We start from the raw sequence: 26995 nt of genomic DNA, 5'->3' as shown, positions 1-26995 counted from the left end.
CGAATGGAGAGGCGCGCATGGGTGAGCAGAGTCCGACGACCTACAAGGAGCAGCTCGGGCAAGCACTGGCGAAGCTTCGGGATGACGCCAAGCTGTCCAAAGCAGACCTGGCGGAAGTGCTCGAATGCTCCGAGTCGAAGATCGGCCGGATTGAGCGCGGAGACGTCGGCGTCCGGCTTCCCGAGCTTCGGTTGCTGCTCGATCGGCTTGAGGTCACCGGAGATGAGCGCGCCGAACTCGAACAACTCGGCAGAGAAGCGCAGCGACGTCGGCCGCGGACGCCCTACGGGTCGGTGATCCCGGACCGCTTCCGGAAGTTCTTCCACATGGAAGAGACCGCCACCGAGCTGCAGTCGTACGACCCTGAGCTGATCCACGGCCTGGCACAGACACCCGCGTACGCACGGGCTGTCACCGTGGCTAACCCGCTGCATCGTCCAGGCGACGTCGACCGCCTTGTCCAAGCTCGCATGGCACGACAGGAGCGGCTGACTCGTGAGAACCCGCCTCGGCTGTGGCTGGTCCTGAACGAGGGCGCCATCCGCAGGGTTGTCGGTGGTCCCGATGTCATGCGGGAGCAGCTCGCCCACCTGCGCCGACTGTCCACAATGCCGCACGTGACCATCCAGGTCGTGCCGTTCTCCGCCGGAGCACACGCGGCCACCGGATTCCCGTTCACGGTCCTCACCCGACCGAACGGGAACCTCGTCTATCTGGAGAACGTGACGGACGCGCTATTCGTGGACGACGCCGGTCGTGTGGCGAGCTACGAACTGGTGTTCCGGACGCTTCTGACCAGCGCGCTATCCCCGAAGCAGTCCGCAGACCTCGTGGATACGCTGGCGTCGGAACTGTGACAGCAACAGGAGGAGGGGACGGGCCATGATCCCGGACCTGACTGGAGCGGTGTGGCGCAAGGCCAGCCGCTCAGGTGGTAACGGCGGACAGTGTGTGGAGGTCGTCTCTGGCGTCCGCGCTGTCCGCGACAGCAAGAACCCGGACGGGGGTGTCCTCATGCTTGAAGGGGGCGCTGCCGTCGCGTTCATGACTGCGGTGAAGGCGGGCCAGTTCGACGCCTGAACCTGACTGAATCCCCTTAAGGGGTTCAGTCGTACTGCCCCCCTTGAAGGGGGCCAGTTCTGGTCAGAACACACGAAGGGGCGAGCCGACGACTACTCGGCTCGCCCCTTCGGCCATTTTGCTCAGCCCTCAGGGATCGGACCAGCCTGCCGCGCCCGGTAGATCAGGCTGACGACGGTCTCCACCACTGCAGCGTCCCAACCGGCGAGCCACTGCACGATGCGCCGGTCATAGTCTCCGAGCTCGACACCGCGAAGGGCTTGTAGGAGGTCCTGCGCCTGCTCGTCAGCGGGCTTGCAGCCAGACGGTGACACCTGGACGGGCTTGAGGTAGTTCACCGGCCACCGCCCTTGATCTCGTCGAGGCGATCGGCAGCAGCGCGGAGCTGGTCGGCGAGGGCCTGAGCCCTGTCGGCGACGCGTCGCGCCTCTTTCGCCCCGGCACCATCGAGGTAGAACCTCTGGTCACAGAAGATGGACGGTGTGCCCACGTAGTCCTCGTCAGGGACGTCCGGCCCGCGCATGGACCCCACGGCGTACTCGTCGTACGACGTCACCTGGATGAGCGGCCTGCGCCCGTTGAGGGGGAACGCGATGGAATGGGTGCGGTCGAGATCCCACGGCACGCGCCGGTCCGCCTTGTAGCGGTGACCAGGCCTGGCGCAGAACGAAGGGCAGGGACGGTTGCGAACAGCAGCGAGAGATGCGTTGGCGGCGGTACGGTTTTGCATGGGTCGGACCTCCAGCGTCCGATCAAGGCCCTCGGTTGGTGTTGGTAGCACCGCCGGGGGCCGCTTTGCTTTTTGGGGAGAGTTACTCCCTCGTTAGGTACGCCTCGACGTCATCCAGGCTCATCGAGAACTCACGAGGGGTGGCGCCAGCAACGACCGTGTTCGTGCTGATTTCGGTGATCATCCAGCCGCCGTAGTCGAGCGCACGGGGGTCGCGTCGCCTCGACTTGATGAGCTGGAGTCCCTGCCGTGCGGCGGCCCGTCGCAGCCGGTTCGCTCGCACCTTGTCCTCATCGGTCATGCTGCAAAGCATGCGCCTAGTGATGCTGGAAAGCAAGCCCTAAGCGATGCCAGAGTTACGGCGGGGGCACAGTGGGGGCACATGGCACCGCTTAGGGATGCATAACGACGATTAACGCTGATGAGTCATCTGTGCAGGTGAGAGCGGGTTTTGCGTGTACCGCCGCAGGTAGCTGCCGACCTGGGATTTCGGTCCGATCAGTTCCGGCTGTTCTGATCAGCCGGAGGTTGCGTCCTGTCCTGCCCGCTGGCGATCGGAATGGACGAAGATCGCCATGGACAGGTCGCAACCGGTGAGCTCGCGGATCCGCTTGATCGCCCAGATGTTCGGCAGGCTCGCGACGGCGTTGTCGATCTCGGCGCGCGTCTCGGGTGACTGTGCCGTGAAGAAGAGTTCCGTCTCGCATCCGATGCACGGGTCGCCGGCTTTGCCCATCTTGCTGTGGACGATCTGCCCGCAGCCGGGGCACAGCCATTGCTGTTCGGTCACGTGATCAGTCTCGCCTGCCGGATTTGCACGCGCACCTGAGTTTCCCGGTATTCCCACTTCAGTGAGCACCCCATTACGGCTCGTGGTTTCGTGATCACGCACACGGGGTAAGAAGTCGCGCACCTGGAGTAATGTCCCCTCCTGGTCGGTTGTGTTCGACTTTGTTGGAAGTTTTGGGAGGTGGGCCGTGCGAGTGTTGGCCGAGGCGGACCTGCGGCTTGACGCGGGACCGATCGACTACGCGTTGCTCGTCATCTACTTCGCGGTGGTGCTCGGCATCGGCGTGATGGCGCGACGATCCGTGAACTCGAGCCTCGACTTCCTGCTGTCCGGCCGGTCGTTGCCCGCGTGGGTCACCGGTCTCGCGTTCATCAGTGCGAACCTCGGCGCGCTCGAGCTGATGGGCATGACGGCCAACGGCGCGCAGTACGGCATGGCGACCGTGCACTACTACTGGATCGGTGCCATCCCCGCGATGGTGTTCCTCGGTCTGGTGATGATGCCGTTCTACTACGGCTCCAAGGTGCGCAGCGTTCCCGAGTTCATGCGCAGGCGGTTCGGCAAGCCCGCCCACCTCGTCAACGCCATCAGCTTCGCTGTCGCGCAGATCCTCATCGCGGGCATCAACCTGTTCGCGCTCGCGGTGATCATCGACGCGCTGCTCGGGTGGCCGTTGCCGGTGTCGATCGTCGTCGCGGCGCTGGTCGTGCTCGCCTACACGACGCTGGGTGGGCTGAGTGCCGCCATCTACAACGAGGTCCTGCAGTTCTTCGTCATCGTGGCCGCGCTGGCGCCGATCACCATCATCGGCCTGATCAAGGTCGGTGGCTGGCAGGGGCTGGTGCAGAAGGTCACCGATCAGGAACAGCTCAGCGCGTGGCCCGCCACGGAACTCACCGGCATCGACAATCCCGTGTGGAGCGTCATCGGGCTCGTGTTCGGTCTCGGGTTCGTGTTGTCGTTCGGCTACTGGACGACGAACTTCGCCGAGGTGCAGCGCGCGATGAGCGCCAAGTCGATGTCGGCGGCCAAGCGCACGCCCATCATCGGCGCGTACCCGAAGGCGCTCATCCCCGCGGTCATCATCATTCCCGGCATCATCGCCGCGGTGATCGTGCCGGAGATGGCGCAGCTCAAGGCCGGCGACACGAGCAGCGGCGTGGCGTACAACAACGTGCTGCCGTTGCTGATGCGAGACCTGCTGCCCAACGGCATCCTCGGCATCGCGATCACGGGTCTGCTCGCGAGCTTCATGGCCGGTGTGGCGGCGAACGTAAGCTCGTTCAACACGGTCTTCACCTACGACCTGTGGCAGGACTACATCAAGAAGGACCGGCCGGACGAGTACTACCTGCGCGTCGGACGGCTGGCCACGGTCGGTGCATGTGTGCTCGCGATCGGCACGGCGTTCATCGCGGCGGCGCTCGGCGGGTCCAACATCATGGACTACATCCAGGCGCTGTTCTCGTTCTTCAACGCGCCGCTGTTCGCGACGTTCATCGTCGGCATGTTCTGGAAGCGGATGACGCCGACCGCGGGCTGGGTGGGGCTGATCGCGGGCACGTTCACCGCGATGTTCGTCTACGCGATCTCGGAGCCGTCGTTCGGCGTCAAGTGGCTGGAGCTGCCGGGGCAGGGCGCGAGCTTCCTCGGCGCGGGTCTCGCGTTCGCGGTGGACGTCGTCGTCAGCGTCGCGGTCAGTCTCGTCACGCGGCCGAAGCCGGACAGTGAGCTGGTCGGGCTGGTCTACAGCCTGACGCCGAAGGAGGACCGTTCGCACGCCACCACCGGCGAGGACGCGGGCTGGTACCGCTCGCCCGCCCTGCTCGGCGGCGGAGTGCTGGCGCTGACGACCGTGCTCTACGTCATCTTCGGCTGAGGGAGGCCGTCATGAGGTTGTTCGACCTGCGACTGATCATCGCTTTCCTCTTCGGCCTGTACGGCGTTGTACTGGTCGTCGTCGGTCTCGGCTTCACGTCCGAGGACGACCTGAGGAAGGCCGAAGGAGTCAACATCAACCTGTGGGCCGGCGTCGCCATGGTGGTGCTGGCGGCGGTGTTCGCCGCGTGGGCGACGCTGCGGCCTCAGTTCGCGAAAACGGACAAGAGCTGACTACGACTGGGGACGGCCGGGGAAAACAGGGTTGAAGGCCTCGATCGTCCACGCGTCGAGCCAGTTGAATGCGCGGCGAATTCGGTTACGCACGTCTCTCCTTCTCTCGGGGTCTTCACCAGGTACATCGCGTTGATCTTCTGAATCGTTCCCGTAGCGCTGCGTGACATGTGCCACGGAGTAACTCGGGGTACTGCCCACGGGCGCCCGCGAAGGTCGCTACCGTGCACGTCGTGCTCCGTTTTCGTGCCACGGCCGTGGTCGCCGCCGCTGCTCTGCTGATGGCCGGCTGCTCGAGCGGTCCCGGTCTCGCCAAGACCAACTCGCCGCGCCGCACCGTGCAGGCGGTAGCGGACGCGAGCTCGACCGATCCGTCCGTCAAGCCGTCCGCGCAGCCGGGCAAGCCGGTCGATCCCGCGTTCGCCGCGGAACGGTTGCGGCTGGTCTTCCCCTGCGCGCTGATGGAGAAGGAACTGCTGCAGTCGCTCGGCACGCCGTCGAAGTACACGAGCAGCAACTACACGCGCTGCTCGAACTACATGAAGGACAAGGCGGGCAAGACCCTCAACCTCACGGTGGAGATCGGCTACTCGCTGACCTCCACGGAGGTCAAGAACGCCACCAGGCAGGTCGCGGGGCTCAAGAGCGGCGAGCAGAAGCTGACCTCGTCGTGCTTCGTCAGCGCCGTGACGCAGGAGAACCCGGCGCAGGCCGTGCGGGTCCAGGTGAGCACGGGCTCGGGTGACCAGGGGGTGGCAGACCCGTGCGAGCCGGGCCGCAAGGTGCTCGAGGGAGTCGTCCGCAAGCTGCGCGGCAACCCGCAGAAGTACAACCCGCCGAAGGGGTCGCCGGTCGAGCTCGACCCGTGCACGGTCGTCGACAAGGCCACGCTCGCGCCGGTCGTCGGCGCCTCGCCGCGGATGTTCGCCTTCGGTCTGCACCAGTGCTCGTGGACGGGGCAGAGCGCGCAGATGCAGCTCGAGTTCAAGACCGCGCGCGTCCCGAAGGACGGCAAGTTCGACCCCAAGTCCACCGAGGTCGATCTCGGCGGCGGGGTGAAGGGCTACCAGGCGCTGAAGGACGGCGCGTTCCCCACGTGCGAGTTGGTCCTGGTCCGCACGAAGGACTCCAGCGACGCGGGTGAGATCGCGGAGTTCAGTGTGGGAGCCTCGAAGGACAAGGAACTGGATCGTTGCCAGGCGGCGCAGGCGTTCGTCAAGGCGGTGCTTCCCGGCCTGCCCAGCGCGTGACGGGACCAGGCGGGGGCTGAAAGTTCTTCAAGTACGCGTTAGTGTCGAGGTTACTGGCGAGTACCCCGGGAGGGTCCCAATGACGCAGACCGCTTCGGACAGCGTGCTGTCGGCCGATGGCGAGCAGCGGCGGTTCGCCTCACTGGACCCGCGCACGGGCGAGGTCGTCGCGCATCACCCGATCCACACGGCCGCCGAGGTCGAGGAGGCCGTGTCCTCGGCGCGCGAGGCCGCCGCGTGGTGGTCCGGTCTCGGTTTCGAGGGTCGCAAGACCAAGCTCGACGCGTGGCGCAGAGTGCTGTCGCAGCGCGCCGACGAGTTCATCTCGCTGATCAGCGCGGAGACCGGCAAACCCGCCGACGACTCCCGCGTCGAGATCGCGCTCGTGATGGACCACCTGCACTGGGCGGCGCGGCACGCGGGCCGCGTGCTGGGCAGGCGCCGGGTGTCCTCGGGCATGCTGATGTTCAACCACACCGCGACGCTCGAGTACCGGCCGTTGGGCGTCATCGGCGTCATCGGGCCGTGGAACTACCCCGCGCACACCCCGATGGGCTCGATCTCGTACGCGCTCGCCGCTGGCAACGCCGTGGTGTTCAAGCCCTCGGAGTTCACACCCGGCGTCGGCACGTTCCTCGCGTCGACGTTCGCCGAGGCGGTGCCGGAGTACCCGGTGTTCCAGGTCGTCACCGGCTTCGGTGAGACGGGCGCGGCGCTGTGCGCGTCCGGTGTCGACAAGATCGCGTTCACCGGTTCCACGCGAACCGGCAAGAAGGTCATGGCCGCGTGCGCCTCGACGCTGACGCCCGTGCTGGTCGAGTGCGGCGGCAAGGACGCGTTGATCGTCGACTCGGACGCCGACCTGACCGCCGCCGCCGAGGCCGCGATCTGGGGCGCGGTGTCGAACGCCGGCCAGACGTGCGCGGGCGTGGAGCGCGTCTACGTGGCAGAGGACGTCGCGGACGAGTTCATCGCGGTCGTGGTGAAGCGGGCCGAGAAGCTCAAGCCGGGCGGGGAACCGACCGCGAACCTCGGGCCGATCACGATGCCGGCCCAGGTGGAGATCATCCGCGAGCACGTGCGGGACGCGCTGGACCGCGGCGGCAAGGCGCTGGTGGGTGGTGCGGAGTCGATCAGGCCGCCGTACGTCGAGCCCGTGGTGCTCACCGACGTGCCGGAGGACTCGCTGGCGATCACCGAGGAGACCTTCGGGCCGGTCGTGGTGATCAACCGGGTGCCGAACGCGCTGGAAGGCGTGCGGCTCGCGAACCAGTCCAAGTACGGGCTGGGTGCCGCGGTGTTCTCGAAGGCGCGGGGCGAGGAGCTGGCGGCGGAGCTGCGGGTCGGCATGGTGTCGATCAACTCGGTGCTGACCTACGCGGCGATTCCCGGGCTGCCGTTCGGCGGCGTCGGCGACTCCGGGTTCGGGCGCATCCACGGCGAGGACGGGCTGCGCGAGTTCGTCTACGCCAAGGCCGTGACGAAGGAGCGGTTCAAGTCGCTGCTCAACATGGCGACGTTCGACCGGTCCTCGATGGCGGGCAAGCAGATGCTGCGGCTCGCGCGGATGCTCTTCGGACGCTGAGCACCCGCGCGAGGCTGACGTCTATGCGCCGAGCTGGTTCTGCAGGTCGTCCAGCACCACGTTCGCGGCGAGCACGCCGAGGCCGAGGAAGTAGGTCTCGTCGAGGACCGGCTTGGCCTTGCCTGACTTGACCGCGTTCAGGCCGCTCCACAGCGGACCACCGGTCACCGAGCCCTGCGCGGTCTTGGCCGGGTCGCCGTAGGTGGAGTAGATGATGAAGTCGCCGTCGGCCTTGCCGATCTGCTCCGCGCTGACCTCGGCAGCCAGGTCGTCGACCTGGGACGGGGTCGGCTGCGGGATCTTGGCGTCGATCAGGATCGTGCCGATGAACGACTTCTTGGCGTAGAGGCGGATCTTGCCCGGCATGAAGCGCAGCGCCGTGACGGTCGGGCGGACGCCGAGCTTCTTCTCGACGGCGTTGCCGACGTCGGTGGCCTTCTTCGTGTAGTCCTCGAGCATCTTCGCGGCGTCGGCCTGGCGGTCGAGCGCGGCGGCGTTGAGGAGGAAGTTCTCCTTCCACACGTAGCCGGGGCGCACCGAGAAGACCGTCGGGGCGATCGCGCTCAGCTTCGGGTACTGGGCTTCCGCGCGCAGCTGCGAGCCCAGGATCAGGTCGGGGTTGAGCTTGGTGATCGCCTCGAGGTTGAGGTTGTTGATCGTGCCGACGTTCTCCGGCTTGCCGCCCTTGTCGCCGATGTAGGACGGCATGGTCGGCGAGCCGTCGGTGAACGCGATGCCGACGGGCTTGATGCCGAGGGCGACGACGTTGTCGAGCTCGCCGGTGTCGAGCACGATCACCCGTTCGGGTTTCTTCTCGAGCTTGGTCTCGCCCATCGCGTGCTTGATCGTGCGGGGGAACTCGCCGGGCTTCGCGGTCGTGCCGAACCCGTTGCTCAGCTCGTACGCCTTGCCGAAGTCCTGGCCGCCCTGGGCGACAGTCGGCTTGTCGGGGGTGCTCTGACCGCAGGCTGCGAGCACCAGGGCGACTGCGGCGAGCAGCGCTGCTCTCTTCGACACGACGTGGTTCCTCCGCTACTGGCAGTGATGTTGACCTGCACTTCTTAGGGCAGGCTAACGGTACCGGGGTCGTTTGCCCGTACCGAGTGTCAGACCCCCGGAGTAAGAAGGAACACGGTCACCGCCGATCGAAAGGGCGCTTCGATGAAGAAGATCATCAATGATCCGGAAACCGTGGTGCGGGACGCGCTGCGGGGCATGCAGGCCGCCCATTCCGATCTGCTGACCGTGCACTACGACCCGGCCGTGGTCGTGCGCGCGGACGCCCCGGTGCGGGGCAAGGTCGCGATCATCTCGGGTGGCGGGTCCGGCCACGAACCGTTGCACGGCGGCTTCGTCGGGCGCGGGATGCTCGACGCGGCCTGTCCCGGTGCGGTGTTCACGTCGCCGACACCCGACCAGGTGCTGGACGCGGTCGCGCGCACCGACGGCGGCGCGGGCGCGCTGCTGATCGTGAAGAACTACACGGGCGACGTGCTGAACTTCGAGACCGCGGGCGAGATGGCGGAGTCCGAGGTGCGCAGCGTGGTGATCGACGACGACGTGGCGGTGAAGGACTCGCTGTACACGGCCGGGCGGCGCGGCGTCGGCGGCACCGTGCTGCTGGAGAAGATCGTGGGCGCGGCGGCCGAACGCGGCGACGATCTGGCGGCGTGCGAGGCGCTGGCGTCACGGGTGATCGGCTCGGTGCGATCGATGGGGCTCGCGCTGACCGCGTGCACGGTCCCGCACGCGGGTACACCGAGCTTCGAGCTGGCCGACGACGAGATGGAGATCGGCATCGGCATCCACGGCGAGCCGGGCCGTCAGCGGGTGCGGGCGGGGTCCGCGTCCGAGATGGTTTCGGCGCTGCTCGAACCTGTTCTCGAAGACCTGCCTTTCGCCTCAGGGGACCGGGTGCTGCTCTTCACGAACTCGATGGGCGGAACGCCGTTGATCGAGCTGTACTTGGCGCACGGCATCGCGGAACAGCTGCTGGCCGATCGGGGGATCACGGTGGAACGCAGGCTCGTCGGCCCGTACATCACCAGTCTGGAGATGCAGGGCATGAGTCTCACGTTGCTGAAGCTGGACGACGAGATGATCGAGCTGTGGGACGCGCCGGTGCACACGCCCGCACTGCGGTGGGGAGTCTGAGGTGGGGTGCACGGCGGCGGACGTCGTGGCGGCGCTGAGGGCGGCCGCCGAGGTGGTGAAGGAGCACCGCGACGAGCTGGTGCGCCTCGACCAGGCGATCGGCGACGGCGACCACGGCGAGAACCTGAGGCGCGGCTTCACCGCGTTGCTGTCCCGTTTGGACACTGAAGAGCCCTCTTCTCCCGGCAAGGTGCTGAAGCTGGTCGCCACCACGTTGATCTCGACGGTGGGCGGCGCGGCGGGCCCCTTGTACGGCACTGCTTTCCTGCGCGCGTCGGCCGCGGTGGGCGACCTGGAGGAGCTCGACAGCGACGCCGTGGCAAGCGCGCTGCGGGCCGCGCTGGACGGCGTGGTGGCGCGCGGCAAGGCAGTGGTGGGCGACAAGACGATGGTCGACGCCCTGACCCCGGCCGTGGCCGCGGCGGCGTCGGTCGACGGCGAGGTCGCCGCGGTCCTGTCGGCGGCGGCCGACGCGGCCGCGGAGGGCGCGGAGTCGACGGTGCCGATGGTGGCGCGCAAGGGCCGCGCGTCGTACCTGGGCGAGCGCAGCGCGGGCCACCTGGATCCGGGCGCGCGGTCGACGTCGTTGCTGCTGCGGGCTTTCGCGGACGCGGCGGCCAAGGCATGACGGCGGCGGCGTCCCGAGTGGGACTGGTGATCGTCTCCCACAGCGACATGCTGGCCAACGGCGTGGCCGAACTGGCCGGCCAGATGGCGCCGGACGTGTCCGTGCTGCCCGTCGGCGGCACGGAGGAGGGCGGCCTCGGCACCGACTACGGCTCGGTGGTGGAGGCCTTGGCGGACGCCGACTCGGGCACCGGCGTAGTCGTCCTCTACGACCTCGGCAGCGCCAAGATGACCGCCGAGATGGCCGTGGAATCGGCGGACGACCCGTCCCGCTACGCCGTCGTCGACGCGCCCCTAGTGGAGGGCGCGGTGGCCGCCGCCGTTGCCGCACAAGGAGGTGCGTCCCTGGCCGACGTAGCCGCGGCAGCCGAGGGCGCGTCCGGCGAGACCCCGGCCTCCGCGCCCAGCCGCCCCGCACTGCACGTCGTGCCCGACGCGGTGTCGGCGGAGGTCCTGCTGACCAACGAGGTAGGGCTGCACGCGCGCCCGGCAGCCCTGCTGGCGCGCGCCGTGGCGGAGCTCGACGCCGAAGTCGTCGTGCGGTACGGCGACGAGGAGGCCAACGCGGCGAGCGTGCTGGCGTTGATGGGGCTGAGCGCGCCCGGCGGCAAGTCGATCACGGTGGTGGCCACCGGGAAGGACGCGCGCGAGGCGATCAGGCGGATCGAGGAGCTCGCCGAGAGGGGGTTCGACGACTAGCGGCAGCACGACTGCGGTGTGAGCTCTGGGCGAGGCAGCCGATCCGCGATGCGCGACGCAGCGTGGTGCGGTTTCGCCGGAGCCCTGCCACGGTGCTGACGGGCGGTGTCCTGGGGCGGCCGGGGGCGCTGGTCGGCTGAGGGGGCCGAAGCCGCGTCACACCGCCGTCGCCGTGCCACGCCGCGCCGACGTCGTGCCGCGCCATGCCGACGCCGACACCGGCCACGCCGACACCAGCCACGCCGACACCAGCCGCGCCGACACCAGCCGCGGCGGTGCCAGCCACGCCGACGCCAGCCACGCCGACGCCATGCCACGCCGACGCCATGCCGACACCAGCCGCGCGACGCCGAGCCGCGGCAGTGCCCGCGAAACCGGTGAAGGCGAGAACGGCTTCCTGAGGAGCGCGACGGCAGGCGGGGCGTGACAGCGGGCCCAGCCTCGGCCCTGAGCGCGACCACAACCGTTGCCGGGCGACCTCGACGCCCGCGACAACGGTCCACCCGCAACCCGGTCGGCTCAACTTTCCGTTGCCCCACACGGGTTCACCAGGCGGAAAGCCGCATCTAGGCGTTTGCTAGACCGATAACTGTTTCGATCCTGATGGCGAAGCTCACGGCGCCCGGCTGTGCTGGGAGTGGCATAGTCGCCCGCAAGTTACTCCTTGGTAGCCCACGCTTTACCCCGCAGGGAGGTCTGCAGTGGCGCGCGAAATCAACACCGTCGGAGTCGTCGGCTTCGGAACCATGGGCGCGGGCATCGTGGAGGTACTCGCGCGCACCGGGCTCACGGTGAAGGTGGTGGAAGTCGACGCGGCCGGCGTCGAGCGCGGCCTCGGGCACCTCGAGCACTCGACTCAGCGGGCCGTGAAGCGCGAGAAGCTGACCGAGGCCGAGAAGGCGGCGATCCACGACCGGGTGACGACGAGCCTCGACCTCACCAGCCTCGCCGGGTGCGACCTGGTGATCGAGGCGGTGCCGGAGAGCGTTGAGCTGAAGGCGCGGATCTTCCAGGAGCTCGACGGGATCCTGGAACCCGAGGCGATCATCGCGTCGAACACCTCCAGCCTGTCGATCACCGAGATCGGCGTGCACACGAAGCGGCCCGGCAAGGTCGTCGGCCTGCACTTCTTCAACCCCACGCAGGTGTTGAAGCTGGTCGAGGTCGTGCGCACGGTCGTCACCGAGCCGGACGTGATCACCGACGTGGTCGCGTTCACCGAGCAGCTGGGCAAGTCGCCGGTCGTGATCGGGGACAGGGCCGGGTTCATCGCCAACGCGTTGCTCTTCCCGTACCTCAACCACGCCGTGAAGATGCTGGAGTCCAAGTACGCGACGCGGGAGGACCTCGACGCGGCCATGCGGTACGGCTGCGGTTACCCCATGGGTCCGTTGGCGTTGTTGGACCTCATCGGTCTGGACACCGCGTACGAAATCCTCGACACGATGTACCACCAGTCGCGCAACCGGCTGCACGCGCCGGCGCCGCTGCTCAAGCAGATGATCACGGCGGGCCTGCTGGGCCGGAAGTCCGGGCGTGGTTTCTACACCTACGACGGGCCCGACTCGCCGGTCGTCGTCAAGGACGCGCAGACGCCGTCCGAAGTGGACAGTGCGGTGCAGACCCGGGAGATCCAACGGGTCGGTGTCATCGGCACCGGCACGATGGCGACGGGCATCGCCGAGGTGTTCGCGAAGCGCGGGTACGACGTGGTGCTGCGTGCGCGCAGCCTGGAGAAGGCCGAGACTGCGATCGGTGCGGTGCGCAAGTCGCTCGATCGGGCGGTTTCCAAGGGCAAGCTGGCCGAGGGTGACAGGGACGCGATCCTCGCGAGGATCACGCCTGCCGTCGAGTTCGTCGAGCTGGCGGACTGCGACCTCGTCGTCGAGGCGGTGGCCGAGGAGATCGGCATCAAGAAGGAGGTCTTCGCGGCGCTCGACGAGGCGTGCAAGCCCGGCGCCGTGCTCGCGACGACCACGTCCTCGCTGCCGGTCATCGAGATCGCCGCGGCGACGAGCAGGCCCGAGGACGTCGTCGGCCTGCACTTCTTCAACCCCGCGCAGGTCATGAAGCTGGTGGAGATCGTCGAGACGATCTCGACGGGCGCGGACGTGGTCGCCACGGCCCGCAAGATCTGCCTCGACCTCGGCAAGCACCCGGTGCACTGCGGCGACGTGGCGGGCTTCATCGTCAACGCGTTGCTCTTCCCGTACCTCAACGACGCGGTGAAGATGCTGGAGGCCCACTACGCGGAGGCCGACGACATCGACAACGCGATGAAGGTCGGCTGCGGTCTGCCGATGGGTCCGTTCGCGTTGCTGGACGTCGTGGGACTGGACGTGTCGCTGGCGATCCAGCGCACGCTCTACAACGAGTTCCGCGAGCCCGGTTTCGCGCCGGCGCCGCTGCTCGAGCACCTCGTCACGGCGGGCCGCCTCGGGCGCAAGACCGGCAAGGGATTCCGGGACTACTCGTGAGCCACTAACAGGGGCACCATGTCGTGTCTGGCATGGTGGTGCCATGCGGCGACTGGTGCTCCTGTTGGCTGTCCTCGTGCTCGTGTCCGGCTGTGCCAGGACGACCGTCGGTGGCACTCCGGTCGCGCAGACCCCGCTCGACGTGACCTCGCCGTTCGACAAGGACAGCTCGACGGATCCGAGCGCGTCACAGGACCTCGACGTCCCGACCGCGCCGATCGACGGCGAGGTGCACGGCGTGTGCGCGAAGCTCAAGTGGACGGACCTGCCCTACCCCGGTGCGAAGGCCGAGACGCCGCCCACCCAGATCAACTACGACTCGACGTTCGACCAGTCGTGCCGGTGGACGACGAAGATCGACAACCTCGAGGTCGGCGTCTCGCTGCGGTTCCGCGAGGGCAGGCAGATCACGATCGAGCGCACCACCGGCGACTGGGACGTGAAGGGCCACAAGGTCACGTACCTCGACCGGTCCGGCGAGCAGGACGTCGAACCCTCGTGCGTGCTGGTCGTGCCCTACAACGGTGGCGGGCTCGGAATCATCATCATCGACTCGTCCGGCAAGTTCGGCACTGTCTGCGATCAGGGCCGCAAGGTCGCCGAGGTGCTGATCGACCGCGAGAACTCCTAGCGGGCCTGTCACATTCCCGGCGGCTGTGCCGTCTGGAGATCATGGCCACGCACACCAAGCTCCTGCACGCGACCGTCGCCCTGCAGACAGCAGCCGTCTTCGTTCAGTCGATCACCGCGGGACTGATGCTGACCGTCCCGTACGGGCACGTCCTGCACAGCGCCGGCTCGTACACGTTGTGGGTCGTGACGGTCGCCCACGTCGTCTTCGCGGTTCTCGCGTGGCGGCCGGGCGGCGGGTCGCTCCAGCCCGTCTGGTACGCGCTGGGCTTCCTGGTGCTGATCACCGCTCAGGTGTACGCCGGGGTCTTCCACCTCACGGCGCTGCACATCCCTCTCGCGGCCGCGCTGCTCGTCGCCAGCGTGCTGTACCTGCTCAGGATCCGCAGCACCCTCCACCGCAGCAACCGCCACCACCAGCCTGCGGTTGCTGCTGAGTACCGCTGATTCCGGCCATCGACAGCAGTTTGACCGTGTCGGGGTGGCCGTCGGGACAGCTCGCAGGTGCGGACGACTCGCTCATCGGGCGCTGCAGCTCGAAGGTGTCGTCGCAGGTTCGGCAACGGAACTCGTAGGTCGGCACGGCCTGATTCTACGAGCGGTTACCGTGTGGCCGTGCCTCGTCGTAACGCGCCCAAGAACGAAGACCCCCGGCCCCTCGGTGGCGGTGTCGGCTGGGCCCGTGCCGAGTCGGGCCCGGACGGCGACTGGCTGGTCCGCGCCATCTCGGGGGCGCAGGCCCAGAAGACCTATCGCTGTCCGGGCTGCGACCACGAGATCCGCCCCGGCACGCCGCACGTCGTCGCCTGGCCCGCCGAGGAGACGGGTTCGGTGGAGGAACGCCGTCACTGGCACCAGGGCTGCTGGGACTCGCGCGGCCGCCGCGGCCCTACAGCCCGGCGGTGGTGAACCAGCGCTCCAGCTGCTCGGCGAACCGCTCCGGCTGCTCCACCGGTGGCAGGTGAGCGACACCCTCCATCTCGATGAACGTGCTGCGCGGCAACACTTCCGCGAGTTGCCGGCCGATCTCCGGCGGCATGAGCGGGTCGAGCTCGCCGCTCACCACGAGCGCGGGAACGTCCGCTTTGCCGAGCACGTCAGCGGAGTCCGGTCGCTTCGCCATCGCGCGCTGCCACCACGCCACGTCCTCCGGCCGCTGTTCGAGGATCATGGTGGTGACGAGCTTCCGCGCCCGCGCCGACGCGTTCGGGCTGAGCAGGTTCGGCAGCATCGCCTCCACGAGCCACTCGCCGACCCCTTCCGCCTCGACCCGGTCGGCCATGGCGTGCCGGTTCCTTGCGGCTTCCGGTGTGTCCGCGGTGTGCTTGGTGTCGACGAGGACGAGGCCTTTCACGCGTTCCGGCGCGCGCCGGAGCACGGCCATCGCGACGTAGCCGCCCATCGAGCACCCGCCGAGCACGACCTCCCTGTCGCCCAGCTCGGCGATGACCTGGTCCGCGAGCGTGCCGAGGTCCGGTTCGCCGTGCCCGCGCAGGTTCGGCATCAGTGCGCCCGGCACGTTCCACATCCGCGCGTCGAGCGGAAAGGCGTGCAGCAGCACGAGATCGTCCATCAGCTCTCCCACTCCGGTGCCAGCACCGACCACACCTCGACGTCCTGCCTGACCCCGCGGTGCACGGAGTACGAGCGCAGCACCCCGTCCCTCGTCAGTCCGAGCCGCTGTGCGACCGCGATGCTGGGCGCGTTCTTCGACGACACCCGCCACTCAACCCGATCCATGCCGCGTTCGCGAATCGCCCAGTCGATCAGGGTCTTCGCGGCGCGCGTGACCAGCCCCTTGCCGGTGGCGCTCGGTTCCAGCCAGCACCCGACCTCGGCTCTGCCCTGCGGCACGTCCATCTCGCGGAAGATGACGCCGCCGACCAGCTTGTCGTCGAGCCAGATTCCGTAGATGCGGCCGGTGTCGGTCGCCGCCTTGTCGGCGTAGCGCTGCAGGAGGTTTCGCGCGCTGTCGAGGTCCTTCGCGGCATCCGCGAACCCGATGTGCTGCCCGATGAACTCCCGCCCGCGCTCCATGTGCGCGAAGAACTCCTCCGCCTGCCACGGTTCCAACGGCCTCAGCTCGGCGCCATCGCCCAATGACCTCACGAACATCGTTTCCCCCGCGTGATCGAGTGGTGTGCCCGCACGAATCGTATTGGTGCGTAATGCACAGTCCGTCAGTTCTCCCACTCCGGTGCCAGCACCGACCACACCTCGAGGTCCTGCCGGACCCCGCGGTACAGGAAGTACTTGCGCAGCACACCGTCCTTGACCATGCCGAGCCTTTGCGCGACCGCGATGCTGGGCGCGTTCTCCGACGACACCCGCCACTCGACCCGATACATGCCACGCTCGCGAATCGCCCAGTCGATGATCATCCGTGAAGCCTTGGTGATCAGCCCCTTGCCGGTCGCGGACGGTTCCAGCCAGCAGCCGACCTCGGCCAGACCCTGAGGAACGTCCATCTGCCGGAGCATCACGCCTCCGACCAGCTTGTCGTCGAGCCAGATCCCACAGATGCGCGCGGTGTCCGCGGCCGTGTTGTCGGCGTAGCGCTGCAACAGTTTCCGCGCGCTGTCGAGGTCCTTCGCCGCGTCCGCGAACGCGATGTGCTGCGCGATGAACTCCCGCCCGCGCTCGATGTGCGCGAAGAACTCTTCCGCCTGCCAGGGTTCCAACGGGCGCAACTCGGCGCCGTCGCCCAATGACCTCACGAACATCATTTCCCCCATGATGAGTGGTATGCCCACTCGAATCGTATTGGTGCGTCATGCGCGGCCCGTGCTGCCGGAGTTCGGTGTGCCGGACTCCGACGAGCGGCCCTTGAAGCTGGAGGGCCTCGCGTCCGCTCGGGATCTGGTGCCGCGCCTGGTGGGTTATGCGCCGGTGGCGGTGCTGTCGAGCCCGCTGCTGCGGGCGGTGCAGACGGTCACGCCGGCCGCGGAGGCGCTGGGACTCGATATGGTGACCTGGCCGGAGTTGCGGGAGTGGAGGTCGGGGCTGGTGCCGAGTGCTGACTTCGTGGCGCAGTGCCTTCACAGCTGGGCGAATCCCGGCTCGGCGCACGGCGACGGCGAGAGCCTCGACGAGCTGACCGCGCGGGCGGACAAGGCGTTGGCGCGCATAGCTGAGGAGTACCCGGATGCGACGGTGCTGGTCGGGTCGCACGGGATGTTCGTGTCACGTGCGTTGCTCGCGGCAGGGCATCACGCGGACATGAAGTTCCTCCACGCGATGCCGATGCCCGCGATCTACGAGATGACCCGCTGACCGCCCACGGCGTCTGCAAGTACCACCAACTCAAGATCAACCAGCACTTTTCCACCGCCAACTCGCGGTGCATCGGCCGCACCGGCGCACCGAAGGTCCGCCAGAGGACGAACCAGTTGGGTGTAGCTGGCGGCGATTCGATCAGGAGTTGGTGGTACTTGCAGACGCCAAGCCCAGCAGGGCGACCTTGCCGGGGCCTCTGGGCCCCGGCGTGAGCTTGCGGCGTCAGGCCTTCTTGGCCGGCTGCGGCCGCGCGATCTTGGTGGTCGGACCGTCCACCGGCTTCGCCTCAGCGGGCTTGGCTGGCGCAGCGGGGGTGGCCTGGGGTGCCGCGGGCTGAGCCGCAGCGGCGGGAGCCGGAGAGCCGGGCGCGGCCTGAGGCGCCGCGGGCTGAGCAGGAGCCGACTGGGCCTGCGCAGGAGCGGCGGGAGCCGGTGCGGCCTGCGCTGACTGGGCAGGAGCCTGCTGCGCGGGCACCTGCGACGCGTCCTGCGTCCCGGCCGGCGGCTCCTTCTCCTCCTCCACCGGGTCGAGCAGCGGCATGACCTCCTGCAGTGCCGTCCGCACGTTGTGCAGCTGGTGCGAGAGGCGGTTGCGCAGGGTGCGGAGCTGGTCGACGCGCTCGGTGGCGGCGGTGGTGCGGCGGTTGGCTTCCTCGGTGGCCTCGCGGACGCGGCGGTTCGCCTCGTCGGTGGCCTCCTGGATGCGGGCCGTGGCCTCGGTGATCGAGTCGTGGCGGCGGCGGTTGGCCTCTTCGGTGGCCTCGCGGACGCGGCGTTCGGCTTCGGCCTTGGACGACGTCTGCTCGGCTGTGATGGCCGCACGGACGCGCGCGGCCTCGTCGGCTGCCTCGCGCAGGCGGCGGTCGGCCTCGGCCTTCGAGGTGGCCTCCTGCTGTGCGAGGGTGGCCATCGCCTCGCTGCGGCGGGCCGCCATCGCGATCTCGAAGTCCTCCTCGACGGTCACGCGGCGGGCCTCGGACTCGTCGGCGATCTTGCGGGCGGCTGCCTCGGCCTCGGAGACGATCTTCTCGGCCTCGGCGCGGGCCGTCTCCAGCACGCCCTTGTGCTCGGCCTCCATGGCCGCACGGCGTTCGTCGAGCTCGGCGATCAGCTTCTCGTAGCGCTGACGGAGCACACTCGCGTCGGCTTCCGCCTTGGCGCGGATGTGCCCGCCCTCCGCTTCGGCACGAGCCTTGATCTCGTTGGCCTCGTCCTGGGCCAGCCGCAGCATGCGCTGGAGGCGCTCGGAGAGCCCCTCCAGCGTCGTCGGCGGCAGCGACAGGCGCTCCACCTGGTTGCGCAGCTCGGACATCTCCGAGCGTGCGGCTTCCAGCTGGCGCGCCAGGTCGGACGTCTGGGACACGGCGGCATCACGGTCCGCGGCGAGCAGCCGCAGGTCCGAGTCGAGGCGTTCGAGATGATCCTCGACCTGGGCGCGGTCGTACCCGCGCTTGACGATGTCGAAGCCGGATCCCAGTGGGACGAGGTCACGGTCGTCGGCGAGGCCCATGCCCCTCACGCTACCCGTTCGGGTAACCCCGGAAGGTCACACACCCCGGAATCGGTTGATGGCCGTGAGGTGCTTCGCGCGCATCTCGTGATCGAGAACACCCAAACCCTCTTCCGGCGCAAGGCACAGCACGCCGACCTTGCCCTGGTGCACGTTGCGGTGCACGTCGTGCGCGGCCTGGCCCGTTTCGTCCAACGAGTACACCTTGGACACTGTCGGGTGGATCTTTCCCTTGGCGATCAAGCGGTTCGCCTCCCACGCCTCGCGGTAGTTCGCGAAGTGCGAGGAGATGATCGACTTCAGGTTCATCCACAGGTAGCGGTTGTCGTACTGGTGCATGTACCCGGAGGTCGACGCACACGTCACGATCTTGCCGCCCTTGCGCGCCACGAAGACCGAGGCGCCGAACGTCTCGCGGCCGGGGTGCTCGAACACGATGTCCGGGTCCTCGCCGCCGGTCAGCTCGCGGATCTTCGCGCCGAAGCGCTTCCACTCGCGCGGGTCCTGCTCGTGCTCGTTCTTCCAGAACTTGTAGCCCTCGGCCGACCGGTCGATGATCAGCTCGGCGCCCATGGACCTGACGATCTCCGCCTTCTCCGGCGAGGAAACGACGCAGATCGGCGTCGCGCCACCGTTCAGCGCGAACTGCGTGGCGTACGAGCCGAGACCGCCGGACGCGCCCCAGATCAGGACCGTGTCGCCCTGCTTCATGTTGGCGCCGTTCACGGACACCAGCTGGCGGTACGCGGTGGAGTTGACCAGACCGGGGGAGGCGGCCTCCTCCCACGTGAGGTGCTTCGGCATCGGCATCAGCTGGTTCGACTTCACCAGAGCGAGGTCCGCGAGACCGCCGAAGTTGGTCTCGAAGCCCCAGATCCGCTGCTGCGGGTCGAGCATCGTGTCGTTGTGCCCGTCCGGTGCCTCCAGCGGCACGTCCAGACAGTGCGCCACGACGCGGTCGCCCGGCTTCCACGCGGTGACGCCGGGACCGACACGCACGACGACGCCGGCCAGGTCCGAGCCGACGACGTGGTACGGCAGGTCGTGGCGGCCACCCAGCTTGCGCAGGAAGCCGAACGTGGACACGGGCTCGAAGATCGAGGTCCACACGGTGTTGTAGTTGATCGCGGAGGCCATGACGGCGACCAGCGCCTCACCAGGGCCGAGCTCCGGCGTGGCGACCTCGTCGACGTGCAGCGACTTGCGCGGGTCCTTGTCCCGCGTCTCGAGGCCCGAGAACATGTCGGCCTCGTCCGCGTGCACCGTCACGCCCCGATAGCTCTCCGGAACGTCCAAGGAACCGATCGCGTCCAGCTCGTCGGCCAGGATCGCGTCAAGGATCTTCTGCACGGCGGCATTCCTTCCCAAGTGAGGGATAGTCGCAGGTTGCCGGAGGTTACTCAGGAGTAACCGATTCAGAATCCTGCTTGTGAGGGATTCCACTCAGAAGTGTTGACCGGGCGGCCAACCAAGGAGGAGCATCGGAGGTGTCCGAGAAGGAGGTGTGTGGAGATGGCCAAGGCGTGGACCAGGTGGCAGGACTGGGCCGAGGTGGGTATCGGCGTGCTGGTGCTGCTCTCTCCGCTCGTCGTGGACACCTCGAACGCGGCCATGTGGACGATGATCGTGCTCGGCGCGCTCATCGCGATCGACGGACTCGTCGAACTCGCCATGCCCGCGATGATCTACGGGGAGTACGTGCAGATGGTGCTCGGAGCACTGCTGTTCATCTCGCCGTGGGTGATGAGCTACACCGACATGACGGCGGCCTCGTGGGTCTCCTGGGTCGGTGGCGTGCTCACCGTTGCCGCGGGGGCACTGGCGATGCCTGCCGCGAACGCCGCTCACTCGAGGGTGCTACCGCACTGATCAACCAGAAAACCGTGGGCCCAGGAGCGTTCTTGGGCCCACATCCTCGTGTTGGAGGACCGCGTGGAGGATTCGGCCAAGGAGCGCATCCTGGCCGCGGCCGAGGAGCTGTTCGCCGACTCCGGCTTCGACGCCACCCCGACCTCGCGCATCGCCGAACGCGCCGGCGTGCCCAAAGGCCTGGTGCACTATTACTTCAACCGCAAGAAGGATCTGCTGGCCGCACTGGTCGCGCGGTTGCCCGACAGCACCGTCGACCACCGCAGGGTCGTCGTGGCCGGGGACATCGCGGAGTCGCTCAGAAGGCTCGTCGCGGCACTCGACGCGCGCCTGAACGCCTCGCCCCTGCTGTCACACCTGCTGTGGCGTGAAGCGGATACGCATTCAGCTGTCCGCGACGCGATGCAGGCGCGCTACGACAACGTCGCGGCGCAGATCAAACAGGTCATCCTCGCGGCGGGTGGGGCAGCGGTGGCGATCAAGGACGTCGAAGCGGCCGCGGCACTCCTCGCGCTGGCCGTGAGCTACCGGCACTCGGTGGCACGGCACAGCGACGAGGAGGACCCGATCGACGACGAACTGACCTTCGTGGCTAGTGCTCTGCTGGCTCGACCAGCTCGATGAGCACGCCACCCGCGTCCTTGGGGTGCACGAAGTTGACGCGGCTGTTCGACGTGCCGCGCTTGGCCGCGTCGTAGAGCAGGCGCAGGCCCTTGGCGCGCAGTGCGTCCGCCGCGACGTCCACATCGGACACCCGGTAGGCGAGCTGCTGCAGGCCTGGACCGGAACGGCCGATGAACTTGGCGATCGTCGAGTTCTCGTTCAGCGGGGCCAGCAGCTGGATCGCCGTGCCGTCGTGGTCGCCGGGCGCGTGCAGCATCGCCTCGCGCACGCCCTGCTCCTCGTTCACCTCTTCGTGTGCGACCTCGAGGCCGAAGTTGTCGCGGTAGAACGCGATGGCCACGTCGAGGTCGGGCACCGCGATGCCCACATGGTCGATCGCGGTCACGAATCGAGCGAGTTCTGCGTTCATGGCAAGGAAGGGTATCTACCTGATCGGTGCAGGTGTCTCTGTGCGTGGTCTCACACGATTACCGCCCAGTAGCCGCGGGTATGGTGCCTAGTTAACGACCGTTCGCTCTTCCATGGAGGCAGCTGTGTCCGGTTCCGTCATCGTCGCCGGGGCGCGCACCCCGATGGGGCGACTGCTCGGATCGCTCAAGGATTTCTCCGGCGCCCAGCTCGGTGGCGTCGCGATCAAGGCGGCACTGGAACGCGCGGGCGTGGCTCCCGAGCAGGTGCAGTACGTGATCATGGGTCAGGTGCTGACCGCCGGCGCGGGCCAGATTCCCGCCCGTCAGGCCGCGGTCGCCGCGGGCATCCCGATGAGTGTGCCCGCGCTGACCATCAACAAGGTGTGCCTGTCCGGCATCGACGCCATCGCGCTCGCCGACCAGCTCATCCGCGCGGGTGAGTTCGACATCGTCGTGGCCGGTGGCCAGGAGTCGATGACCCAGGCGCCGCACCTGCTGCCGAAGTCGCGCAGCGGGTTCAAGTACGGCGACGTGCAGCTGCAGGACCACATGGCGCACGACGGCCTGTTCTGCGCGTTCGACCAGGTCGCGATGGGCTCGTCGACCGAGAAGTACAACGGCCGCTACGGCGTCACCCGCGAGGAGCAGGACGCGTTCTCCGCGCGTTCGCACCAGCTCGCCGCGAAGGCCGCGGAGAACGGCGTCTTCGAAGCCGAGATCGCGCCGGTCGCGATCCCGCAGCGCAAGGGCGACCCGATCCTGTTCAGCACGGACGAGGGCGTGCGAGCCGACACCACCGCGGAGTCGCTCGGCAAGCTGCGCCCGGCGTTCGCCGCGGACGGCACCATCACCGCGGGTTCGGCGTCGCAGATCTCCGACGGTGCCGCCGCCGTCGTCGTGATGAGCAAGGCGAAGGCCGAGGAGCTCGGCCTCGAGTGGATCGCGGAGATCGGCGCCCACGGCGTCGTCGCGGGCCCCGACGCCTCGCTGCACGAGCAGCCGTCCAACGCCATCAAGGCCGCCTGCGCCAAGGAGGGCATCGAGCCCGCAGACCTCGACCTGGTCGAGATCAACGAGGCGTTCGCGGCGGTCGGCATCGTGTCGACCCGTCAGCTCGGCATCTCCGAGGACAAGGTCAACGTCAACGGCGGCGCCATCGCGCTCGGCCACCCGATCGGCATGTCCGGTGCCCGCATCGCCCTGCACCTCGCTCTGGAGCTGCAGCGGCGTGGCGGAGGCGTGGGTGCCGCGGCGCTGTGCGGCGGTGGTGGTCAGGGTGACGCTCTGATCATCCGCGTGCCCGCGAAGGCCTAGTGTCTTCTGGCGTGGCGAAGGCTGTTGACGTAGCAGGACTGGTCGACCGCGCGCGTGAGGGCGAACCGCGCGCGGTCGCCAGGTTGATCTCCCTGGTGGAGCAGGGGAGCTCGCAGCTGCCAGAGGTGGCCGCGGCGCTCGCTCCGCACACGGGCGACGCCCAGGTCGTCGGCATCACCGGCGCGCCCGGTGTCGGCAAGTCGACGTCCACCAACGCCCTGGTGCGGGCCTATCGCGACCAGGGCAAGCGGGTCGCGGTGATCGCGGTCGACCCGTCCAGCCCTTTCTCCGGCGGCGCCCTGCTGGGTGACCGCGTGCGGATGGGCGACCACGCGACCGATTCCGGCGTCTTCATCCGTTCGATGGCCACGCGCGGGCACCTCGGCGGGCTCTCGTGGGCCACCCCGCAGGCGTTGCGCGTGCTCGACGCGGCCGGTTTCGACGTGATCCTCGTGGAAACCGTCGGCGTCGGTCAGTCCGAGGTCGAGATCGTGGCTCTGGCCGACACCACGCTGGTGCTGCTCGCACCGGGCATGGGCGACGGCATCCAGGCCGCGAAGGCGGGCATCCTGGAGATCGCCGACGTGTTCGTGGTCAACAAGGCCGACCGCGACGGCGCCGACCAGACCGCGCGCGACCTCAAGTACATGATCTCGCTCGGCCGCCGCGACCGGGAAGGGCCGCTGTGGCGCCCGCCTGTCGTGAAGACGGTCGCCGCGCGCATGGAGGGCCTGGACCGCGTCGTCGAGGCCATCACCGGGCACCAGGAGTGGATGGCCTCGCACGGCGAGCTCGAGGAACGCCGGCTGCGGCGCGCGGCCGCCGAGATCGAGGCGATCGCGGTTGAACGTGTGCGAACGCGATTCGGCCCGGTGGATCAGCTGGCCAAGCGCGTGGTGTCCGGCGAGCTGGACCCGTTCGCGGCCGCGGAGCAGTTGATCAGCGGTAACCTGCGGGAATGACCGCTTGGGGACCGCCTCCACCTGTCGTCGTCGACCTCGGCAAGAGCGACACCCGCAAGGTGCTGATCGGCGGCACGGTCGCCGGTGGCCTGGGCATCCTCGCCCTGATCGGCGCTGTCAGCGCCTTCGCGGACGGTCAGCCGGTCGGCGGGATCATCGCGGGCGTCATCGGCATCGCCTTCACCGGCATCGGCGTGCTGGCCGTGGTGAAGTGGAAGGTCGTCTCGCGACCCCGCAAGCTGATCATCGAGCAGCAGGGCATCCGCCTCGACGACCCGCAGGGCATGCCGTGGGCGGTCGGCTGGCAGGAGCTCGGCGCCGTCTCGATCTCGCGCACCCAGGAACGTGCGGTGCAGCTGGCGGACGCGCTGATCAGGCGCACCATGGTTCGCGTCGACCTGCACCCGCGCGACCCGCAGCGGTTCCGGCCGGCGCACCCGACGATGGAGCCGCTGTGGGAGTTCCACCGGGTGCGGAACGGGTACCGGCTGCCGCTCGGCGACTCGGCGGGGTTCATCGCGCCGATCGACCACGGGCTGCGGACGTTCGCGCCGCAGATCTACCGCGGCGTCATGGACGAAGGGTTCAGTGTCGGCCTGCACTGACGTCCGAACGGGTACATCTCTACTCTGAGTAGTTCTCCTTTTCGTCGTTTGCGGTGATGGGACTCCCCTTTGACTACTGAGAGGAGTTACCCTCGGGCGTTCGTACGGTGTCACTTCTCTCCCCCAAAGGGGTGAAGCCGTGGGCGGCAACGTGAGCACGGAACAGCGAGTGCTGGATGTCGTGCTGTCGTTCGCCGACGACGACACCCTCTCCGAGCTGCTACGACATGTGGTCGAGTCGGCGTGCGACCTGATCGGCGCCCCGTACGGAGCTCTCGCCGTGATCAACGGCCGCCGGGAGCTGCTGGAATGCGCCCACACCGATGGCCAGGCGCACGTCACATCAGGTGACCCACGCTCGATCGGCGTAGCGGACTTCCTCGGCGCGCCCGTCAAGGTCCACGACGAGACCTTCGGCAACCTCTACCTCGCGGGCAAAGCGGGGTTCACCGACCAGGACCGGGACATCCTGACGGCCCTGGCCACCGCGGCGGGCTCCGCGATCGGCCACCTCGACCGCTACGAGCAGACGCGCAAGCGCGAGAGGTGGCTGCGCGCCGCCGCCGAGGTCACCAAGACCCTCCTGACCGGCACGAACGGCCGGGACGCCCTGTACGTGGTGGCGCGAACGGCCAGGGAGACGGCCAACGCCCACTTCGGCTCGGTCGTGCTCCCCGACCGCAACGGCGACCTGGTCATCGAGGTCGTCGACGGCGGCACCTACGACGAGGAGGGCATGCGCGTCCCCAGGGAAGGCACGGTCAGCTACCGCGTCTACGAGTCGGGCAAGTCCGAGTGCCACGAGGAGGACACGGTGCCGACCGTGCCCGGCCCGTGCGCCGTCGTCCCGCTGACCGTCGGCGATCGCACGACCGGCGTCCTGATCGTGGCGAGGCGCAAGGGCGAGGCCACGTTCGACGACCTGGAGCTGATCGAGGCCTTCGCCGCCCAGGCCGCGCTCGTCGTGGAGTTCACCCGCGCGAAGGGCGACACGGAACGCCTGGCGGTGCTGGAGGACCGCGACAGGATCGCCCGCGACCTGCACGACCTCGTCATCCAACGGCTCTTCGGCCTCGGTCTGGGCCTGCAGGGGCTGACGGGCATGAGCACCACACCCCTGCTCACCGAACGGATCACCGGGTTCGTGGAAGAGGTCGACCACACGATCCGCGAGATCCGCAGAACCATCTTCTCCCTGCAGGAACCGCCGGCCGGGGGCATGAGCCTGCGCGGCCAGCTGCTCAACGCGGTGCACGAGTCCGCGAGGTTGCTGGGCTTCGAGCCGGACGTGTCGCTGGAAGGGCCACTCGACACGGTGGTCCCCGACCAGGTCCGGCCGGATCTGCTGGCCACGCTCCGAGAGGCACTCACGAACGTCGTGCGGCACGCGAGAGCGCGGCACGTGGCCGTCGCCGTCAGCGTGAACCGCACGATGACCAGGCTGGAGCTGACCGTCTCCGACGACGGCAGAGGCTTGCCGTTGGCCGACGATTCCTGCGCGGTGCCCCATCACGCGGGCGGGCTCGCGAACATGGCGGCTCGGGCGCGTCGCCACCGCGGCGACTGCGCGGTGGACTCGATTCCGGGTGCGGGCGTGAGCATCACCTGGTTCGTTCCTCTGGTGCTGCAGGAGGCGAGATGGCGATAGCTGTGCTCTTGGTGGACGACCACGAGATCGTCCGGCGCGGGCTGGTGCAGTTGCTGGCCCAGGCGGACGACATAGCCGTGGTGGGACAGGCGGACAGCGCCACCGCCGCGATCGCGCTCGCGCCGAGGCTCAAACCCGACGTGGCCATCATCGACGTCCGCCTGCCCGACGGCGACGGCGTCACGGTGTGCCGGGAGATCAAGAGCCTGGTGCAGCCATCCCCCGCGTGCCTGATGCTCACGTCCTATTCGGACGACGAGGCGTTGTTCGGCGCGATCATGGCGGGCGCGTCCGGTTACATGCTGAAGGAGGTCAGCGGCAACGACCTCGTGGCCGCGGTCCGCACCCTCGCGTCCGGCGGCTCGCTGCTGCACGCCGGCGTCACGTCCACGGTCCTGCAACGACTCAGGGGCGGGCCGGAGGAGGATCCGCGCTATGCCGCGCTGAGCCCGCAGGAACGCCGGATCCTCGACCTCATCGCCGAGGGCATGACGAACCGGCAGATCGCGAACCGGCTCTTCCTCGCCGAGAAGACCGTGAAGAACTACGTGTCCTCGTTGCTGCACAAGCTCGGGTTCGACCGGCGGACCGAGGCCGGTGTCTACGCGGCCAGACGCAGACGGACTCATCCCGATACGTTTTAG

Annotated in this window: 34 protein-coding genes; 21 read left to right on the top strand and 13 right to left on the bottom strand. The window is 68.4% G+C overall.

The window, feature by feature from the left end; translation table 11 throughout:
• Positions 1-17: 17 nt before the first annotated feature.
• Positions 18-857 carry a helix-turn-helix domain-containing protein gene (locus tag JOD27_RS20870; protein ID WP_204763891.1) on the top strand — a complete coding sequence of 280 codons (840 nt, stop codon included), beginning with the start codon at positions 18-20 and terminating at the stop codon, positions 855-857.
• Between the two features lie 25 nt (positions 858-882).
• Positions 883-1080: a DUF397 domain-containing protein gene (locus tag JOD27_RS20865; RefSeq protein ID WP_204763890.1), complete on the top strand. Its 198-nt coding sequence runs from the start codon at positions 883-885 to the stop codon at positions 1078-1080.
• Positions 1081-1202: 122 nt separating this feature from the next.
• Here JOD27_RS20865 and JOD27_RS20860 read toward each other — a convergent pair whose 3' ends face one another.
• The 4 genes from JOD27_RS20860 to JOD27_RS20845 all read right to left on the bottom strand — a co-directional run bounded on the left by JOD27_RS20860 (position 1203) and on the right by JOD27_RS20845 (position 2723).
• The gene (locus JOD27_RS20860) at positions 1203-1418 is read right to left on the bottom strand and encodes a hypothetical protein (RefSeq protein ID WP_204763889.1); all 216 of its coding nucleotides are present in this window, start codon (positions 1416-1418) and stop codon (positions 1203-1205) included.
• Entirely contained in the window at positions 1415-1810 is a 396-nt protein-coding gene (locus JOD27_RS20855) for a hypothetical protein (protein ID WP_204763888.1), read from the bottom strand. Before JOD27_RS20855 ends, JOD27_RS20860 begins: the two co-directional genes overlap by 4 nt.
• Before the next feature lie 82 nt (positions 1811-1892).
• Positions 1893-2111, bottom strand: a complete 219-nt coding sequence (locus tag JOD27_RS20850) for a hypothetical protein (RefSeq protein ID WP_204763887.1) — start codon at positions 2109-2111, stop codon at positions 1893-1895.
• Between the two features lie 216 nt (positions 2112-2327).
• Positions 2328-2723 (bottom strand): hypothetical protein, encoded by a 396-nt coding sequence (locus JOD27_RS20845; RefSeq protein ID WP_204763886.1) that lies wholly within the window; start codon positions 2721-2723, stop codon positions 2328-2330.
• Between the two features lie 64 nt (positions 2724-2787).
• On the opposite strand from JOD27_RS20845, the gene JOD27_RS20840 reads away from it, so the two are divergent.
• The 4 genes from JOD27_RS20840 (at position 2788) to JOD27_RS20825 (ending at position 7547) form a co-directional block, all read left to right on the top strand.
• A complete protein-coding gene (locus JOD27_RS20840; RefSeq protein WP_204763885.1) occupies positions 2788-4479 on the top strand; it encodes a sodium:solute symporter family protein in 1692 nt (563 codons plus the stop codon).
• A gap of 11 nt (positions 4480-4490) precedes the next feature.
• Positions 4491-4712, top strand: coding sequence for a hypothetical protein (locus tag JOD27_RS20835; protein ID WP_204763884.1), 222 nt, complete (start codon positions 4491-4493; stop codon positions 4710-4712).
• 233 nt (positions 4713-4945) lie between these two features.
• A complete protein-coding gene (locus JOD27_RS20830) occupies positions 4946-5962 on the top strand; it encodes a hypothetical protein (RefSeq protein ID WP_204763883.1) in 1017 nt (338 codons plus the stop codon).
• A gap of 79 nt (positions 5963-6041) precedes the next feature.
• A complete protein-coding gene (locus JOD27_RS20825; RefSeq protein ID WP_204763882.1) occupies positions 6042-7547 on the top strand; it encodes an aldehyde dehydrogenase family protein in 1506 nt (501 codons plus the stop codon).
• A 21-nt stretch (positions 7548-7568) separates the two neighbouring features.
• Here JOD27_RS20825 and JOD27_RS20820 read toward each other — a convergent pair whose 3' ends face one another.
• Positions 7569-8564, bottom strand: coding sequence for an ABC transporter substrate-binding protein (locus JOD27_RS20820; protein ID WP_204763881.1), 996 nt, complete (start codon positions 8562-8564; stop codon positions 7569-7571).
• Between the two features lie 144 nt (positions 8565-8708).
• On the opposite strand from JOD27_RS20820, the gene dhaK reads away from it, so the two are divergent.
• Genes dhaK through dhaM form a run of 3 tightly spaced genes read left to right on the top strand, consistent with a single transcriptional unit; the run spans position 8709 to position 11027 of the window.
• Positions 8709-9701 (top strand): dihydroxyacetone kinase subunit DhaK, encoded by a 993-nt coding sequence (dhaK, locus tag JOD27_RS20815; protein WP_204763880.1) that lies wholly within the window; start codon positions 8709-8711, stop codon positions 9699-9701.
• A 1-nt stretch (position 9702) separates the two neighbouring features.
• On the top strand, positions 9703-10329 hold the full coding sequence (gene dhaL / locus JOD27_RS20810) for a dihydroxyacetone kinase subunit DhaL (protein ID WP_204763879.1): 627 nt from the start codon (positions 9703-9705) through the stop codon (positions 10327-10329).
• On the top strand, positions 10326-11027 hold the full coding sequence (dhaM, locus tag JOD27_RS20805) for a dihydroxyacetone kinase phosphoryl donor subunit DhaM (protein WP_204763878.1): 702 nt from the start codon (positions 10326-10328) through the stop codon (positions 11025-11027). The genes dhaL and dhaM overlap by 4 nt, the downstream gene beginning before the upstream one ends.
• Before the next feature lie 156 nt (positions 11028-11183).
• Here the strand turns inward: dhaM and JOD27_RS20800 are convergent, their stop codons facing one another.
• A complete protein-coding gene (locus JOD27_RS20800; protein ID WP_204763877.1) occupies positions 11184-11339 on the bottom strand; it encodes a hypothetical protein in 156 nt (51 codons plus the stop codon).
• A 389-nt stretch (positions 11340-11728) separates the two neighbouring features.
• Between JOD27_RS20800 and JOD27_RS20795 the strand changes: the two genes are divergently transcribed.
• The 3 genes from JOD27_RS20795 to JOD27_RS20785 are packed head-to-tail and all read left to right on the top strand — an operon-like array spanning position 11729 to position 14581.
• The gene (locus JOD27_RS20795; RefSeq protein WP_204763876.1) at positions 11729-13504 is read left to right on the top strand and encodes a 3-hydroxyacyl-CoA dehydrogenase family protein; all 1776 of its coding nucleotides are present in this window, start codon (positions 11729-11731) and stop codon (positions 13502-13504) included.
• Positions 13505-13547: 43 nt separating this feature from the next.
• Positions 13548-14135, top strand: a complete 588-nt coding sequence (locus tag JOD27_RS20790; RefSeq protein WP_204763875.1) for a DUF3558 family protein — start codon at positions 13548-13550, stop codon at positions 14133-14135.
• Positions 14136-14176: 41 nt separating this feature from the next.
• The gene (locus tag JOD27_RS20785) at positions 14177-14581 is read left to right on the top strand and encodes a hypothetical protein (protein WP_204763874.1); all 405 of its coding nucleotides are present in this window, start codon (positions 14177-14179) and stop codon (positions 14579-14581) included.
• Here the strand turns inward: JOD27_RS20785 and JOD27_RS20780 are convergent.
• Positions 14511-14717: an FmdB family zinc ribbon protein gene (locus JOD27_RS20780; RefSeq protein ID WP_204763873.1), complete on the bottom strand. Its 207-nt coding sequence runs from the start codon at positions 14715-14717 to the stop codon at positions 14511-14513. The genes JOD27_RS20785 and JOD27_RS20780 overlap by 71 nt on opposite strands.
• Positions 14718-14749: 32 nt before the next feature.
• On the opposite strand from JOD27_RS20780, the gene JOD27_RS20775 reads away from it, so the two are divergent.
• Entirely contained in the window at positions 14750-15043 is a 294-nt protein-coding gene (locus JOD27_RS20775; protein WP_204763872.1) for an Rv1322 family protein, read from the top strand.
• Here JOD27_RS20775 and JOD27_RS20770 read toward each other — a convergent pair.
• The 3 genes from JOD27_RS20770 to JOD27_RS20760 form a co-directional block, all read right to left on the bottom strand.
• Positions 15024-15707: an alpha/beta fold hydrolase gene (locus JOD27_RS20770; protein ID WP_204763871.1), complete on the bottom strand. Its 684-nt coding sequence runs from the start codon at positions 15705-15707 to the stop codon at positions 15024-15026. The genes JOD27_RS20775 and JOD27_RS20770 overlap by 20 nt on opposite strands.
• Positions 15707-16243 carry a GNAT family N-acetyltransferase gene (locus JOD27_RS20765; RefSeq protein WP_307830236.1) on the bottom strand — a complete coding sequence of 179 codons (537 nt, stop codon included), beginning with the start codon at positions 16241-16243 and terminating at the stop codon, positions 15707-15709. The genes JOD27_RS20770 and JOD27_RS20765 overlap by 1 nt, the downstream gene beginning before the upstream one ends.
• A 71-nt stretch (positions 16244-16314) precedes the next feature.
• Positions 16315-16860 carry a GNAT family N-acetyltransferase gene (locus JOD27_RS20760; RefSeq protein WP_239567716.1) on the bottom strand — a complete coding sequence of 182 codons (546 nt, stop codon included), beginning with the start codon at positions 16858-16860 and terminating at the stop codon, positions 16315-16317.
• Between the two features lie 19 nt (positions 16861-16879).
• Here JOD27_RS20760 and JOD27_RS20755 point away from each other — a divergent pair, with 19 nt between their 5' ends.
• Positions 16880-17407: a histidine phosphatase family protein gene (locus tag JOD27_RS20755; protein ID WP_204763869.1), complete on the top strand. Its 528-nt coding sequence runs from the start codon at positions 16880-16882 to the stop codon at positions 17405-17407.
• Positions 17408-17632: 225 nt separating this feature from the next.
• Here the strand turns inward: JOD27_RS20755 and JOD27_RS20750 are convergent, their stop codons facing one another.
• Positions 17633-18919, bottom strand: a complete 1287-nt coding sequence (locus tag JOD27_RS20750) for a coiled-coil domain-containing protein (RefSeq protein ID WP_204763868.1) — start codon at positions 18917-18919, stop codon at positions 17633-17635.
• Between the two features lie 36 nt (positions 18920-18955).
• Positions 18956-20269, bottom strand: coding sequence for a crotonyl-CoA carboxylase/reductase (gene ccrA, locus JOD27_RS20745; RefSeq protein ID WP_204763867.1), 1314 nt, complete (start codon positions 20267-20269; stop codon positions 18956-18958).
• 162 nt (positions 20270-20431) lie between these two features.
• On the opposite strand from ccrA, the gene JOD27_RS20740 reads away from it, so the two are divergent.
• Together JOD27_RS20740 and JOD27_RS20735 are read left to right on the top strand one after the other, a co-directional pair.
• Positions 20432-20788: an SPW repeat domain-containing protein gene (locus JOD27_RS20740; protein WP_204763866.1), complete on the top strand. Its 357-nt coding sequence runs from the start codon at positions 20432-20434 to the stop codon at positions 20786-20788.
• A gap of 63 nt (positions 20789-20851) precedes the next feature.
• Entirely contained in the window at positions 20852-21412 is a 561-nt protein-coding gene (locus tag JOD27_RS20735; RefSeq protein ID WP_204763865.1) for a TetR/AcrR family transcriptional regulator, read from the top strand.
• Here the strand turns inward: JOD27_RS20735 and mce are convergent.
• Complete coding sequence (gene mce / locus JOD27_RS20730; protein ID WP_204763864.1) at positions 21381-21821, bottom strand: methylmalonyl-CoA epimerase; 441 nt, start codon at positions 21819-21821, stop codon at positions 21381-21383. The two genes, JOD27_RS20735 and mce, sit on opposite strands and share 32 nt — an antisense overlap.
• Before the next feature lie 124 nt (positions 21822-21945).
• On the opposite strand from mce, the gene JOD27_RS20725 reads away from it, so the two are divergent.
• The 5 genes from JOD27_RS20725 to JOD27_RS20705 all read left to right on the top strand — a co-directional run bounded on the left by JOD27_RS20725 (position 21946) and on the right by JOD27_RS20705 (position 26995).
• The gene (locus JOD27_RS20725) at positions 21946-23136 is read left to right on the top strand and encodes an acetyl-CoA C-acetyltransferase (protein WP_204763863.1); all 1191 of its coding nucleotides are present in this window, start codon (positions 21946-21948) and stop codon (positions 23134-23136) included.
• 11 nt (positions 23137-23147) lie between these two features.
• On the top strand, positions 23148-24098 hold the full coding sequence (gene meaB, locus JOD27_RS20720) for a methylmalonyl Co-A mutase-associated GTPase MeaB (RefSeq protein WP_204763862.1): 951 nt from the start codon (positions 23148-23150) through the stop codon (positions 24096-24098).
• Complete coding sequence (locus JOD27_RS20715; RefSeq protein WP_204763861.1) at positions 24095-24703, top strand: hypothetical protein; 609 nt, start codon at positions 24095-24097, stop codon at positions 24701-24703. Before meaB ends, JOD27_RS20715 begins: the two co-directional genes overlap by 4 nt.
• A 139-nt stretch (positions 24704-24842) precedes the next feature.
• Positions 24843-26351 carry a sensor histidine kinase gene (locus tag JOD27_RS20710; RefSeq protein ID WP_204763860.1) on the top strand — a complete coding sequence of 503 codons (1509 nt, stop codon included), beginning with the start codon at positions 24843-24845 and terminating at the stop codon, positions 26349-26351.
• On the top strand, positions 26342-26995 hold the full coding sequence (locus JOD27_RS20705; RefSeq protein WP_204763859.1) for a response regulator: 654 nt from the start codon (positions 26342-26344) through the stop codon (positions 26993-26995). The genes JOD27_RS20710 and JOD27_RS20705 overlap by 10 nt, the downstream gene beginning before the upstream one ends.

Origin of the sequence: Lentzea nigeriaca (assembly GCF_016907955.1) — a bacterium.
Lineage (GTDB): Bacteria > Actinomycetota > Actinomycetes > Mycobacteriales > Pseudonocardiaceae > Lentzea > Lentzea nigeriaca.
The sequence above is the reverse complement of the archived record's forward strand: the minus strand, read 5'-3'. Positions and strand labels throughout refer to the sequence as shown.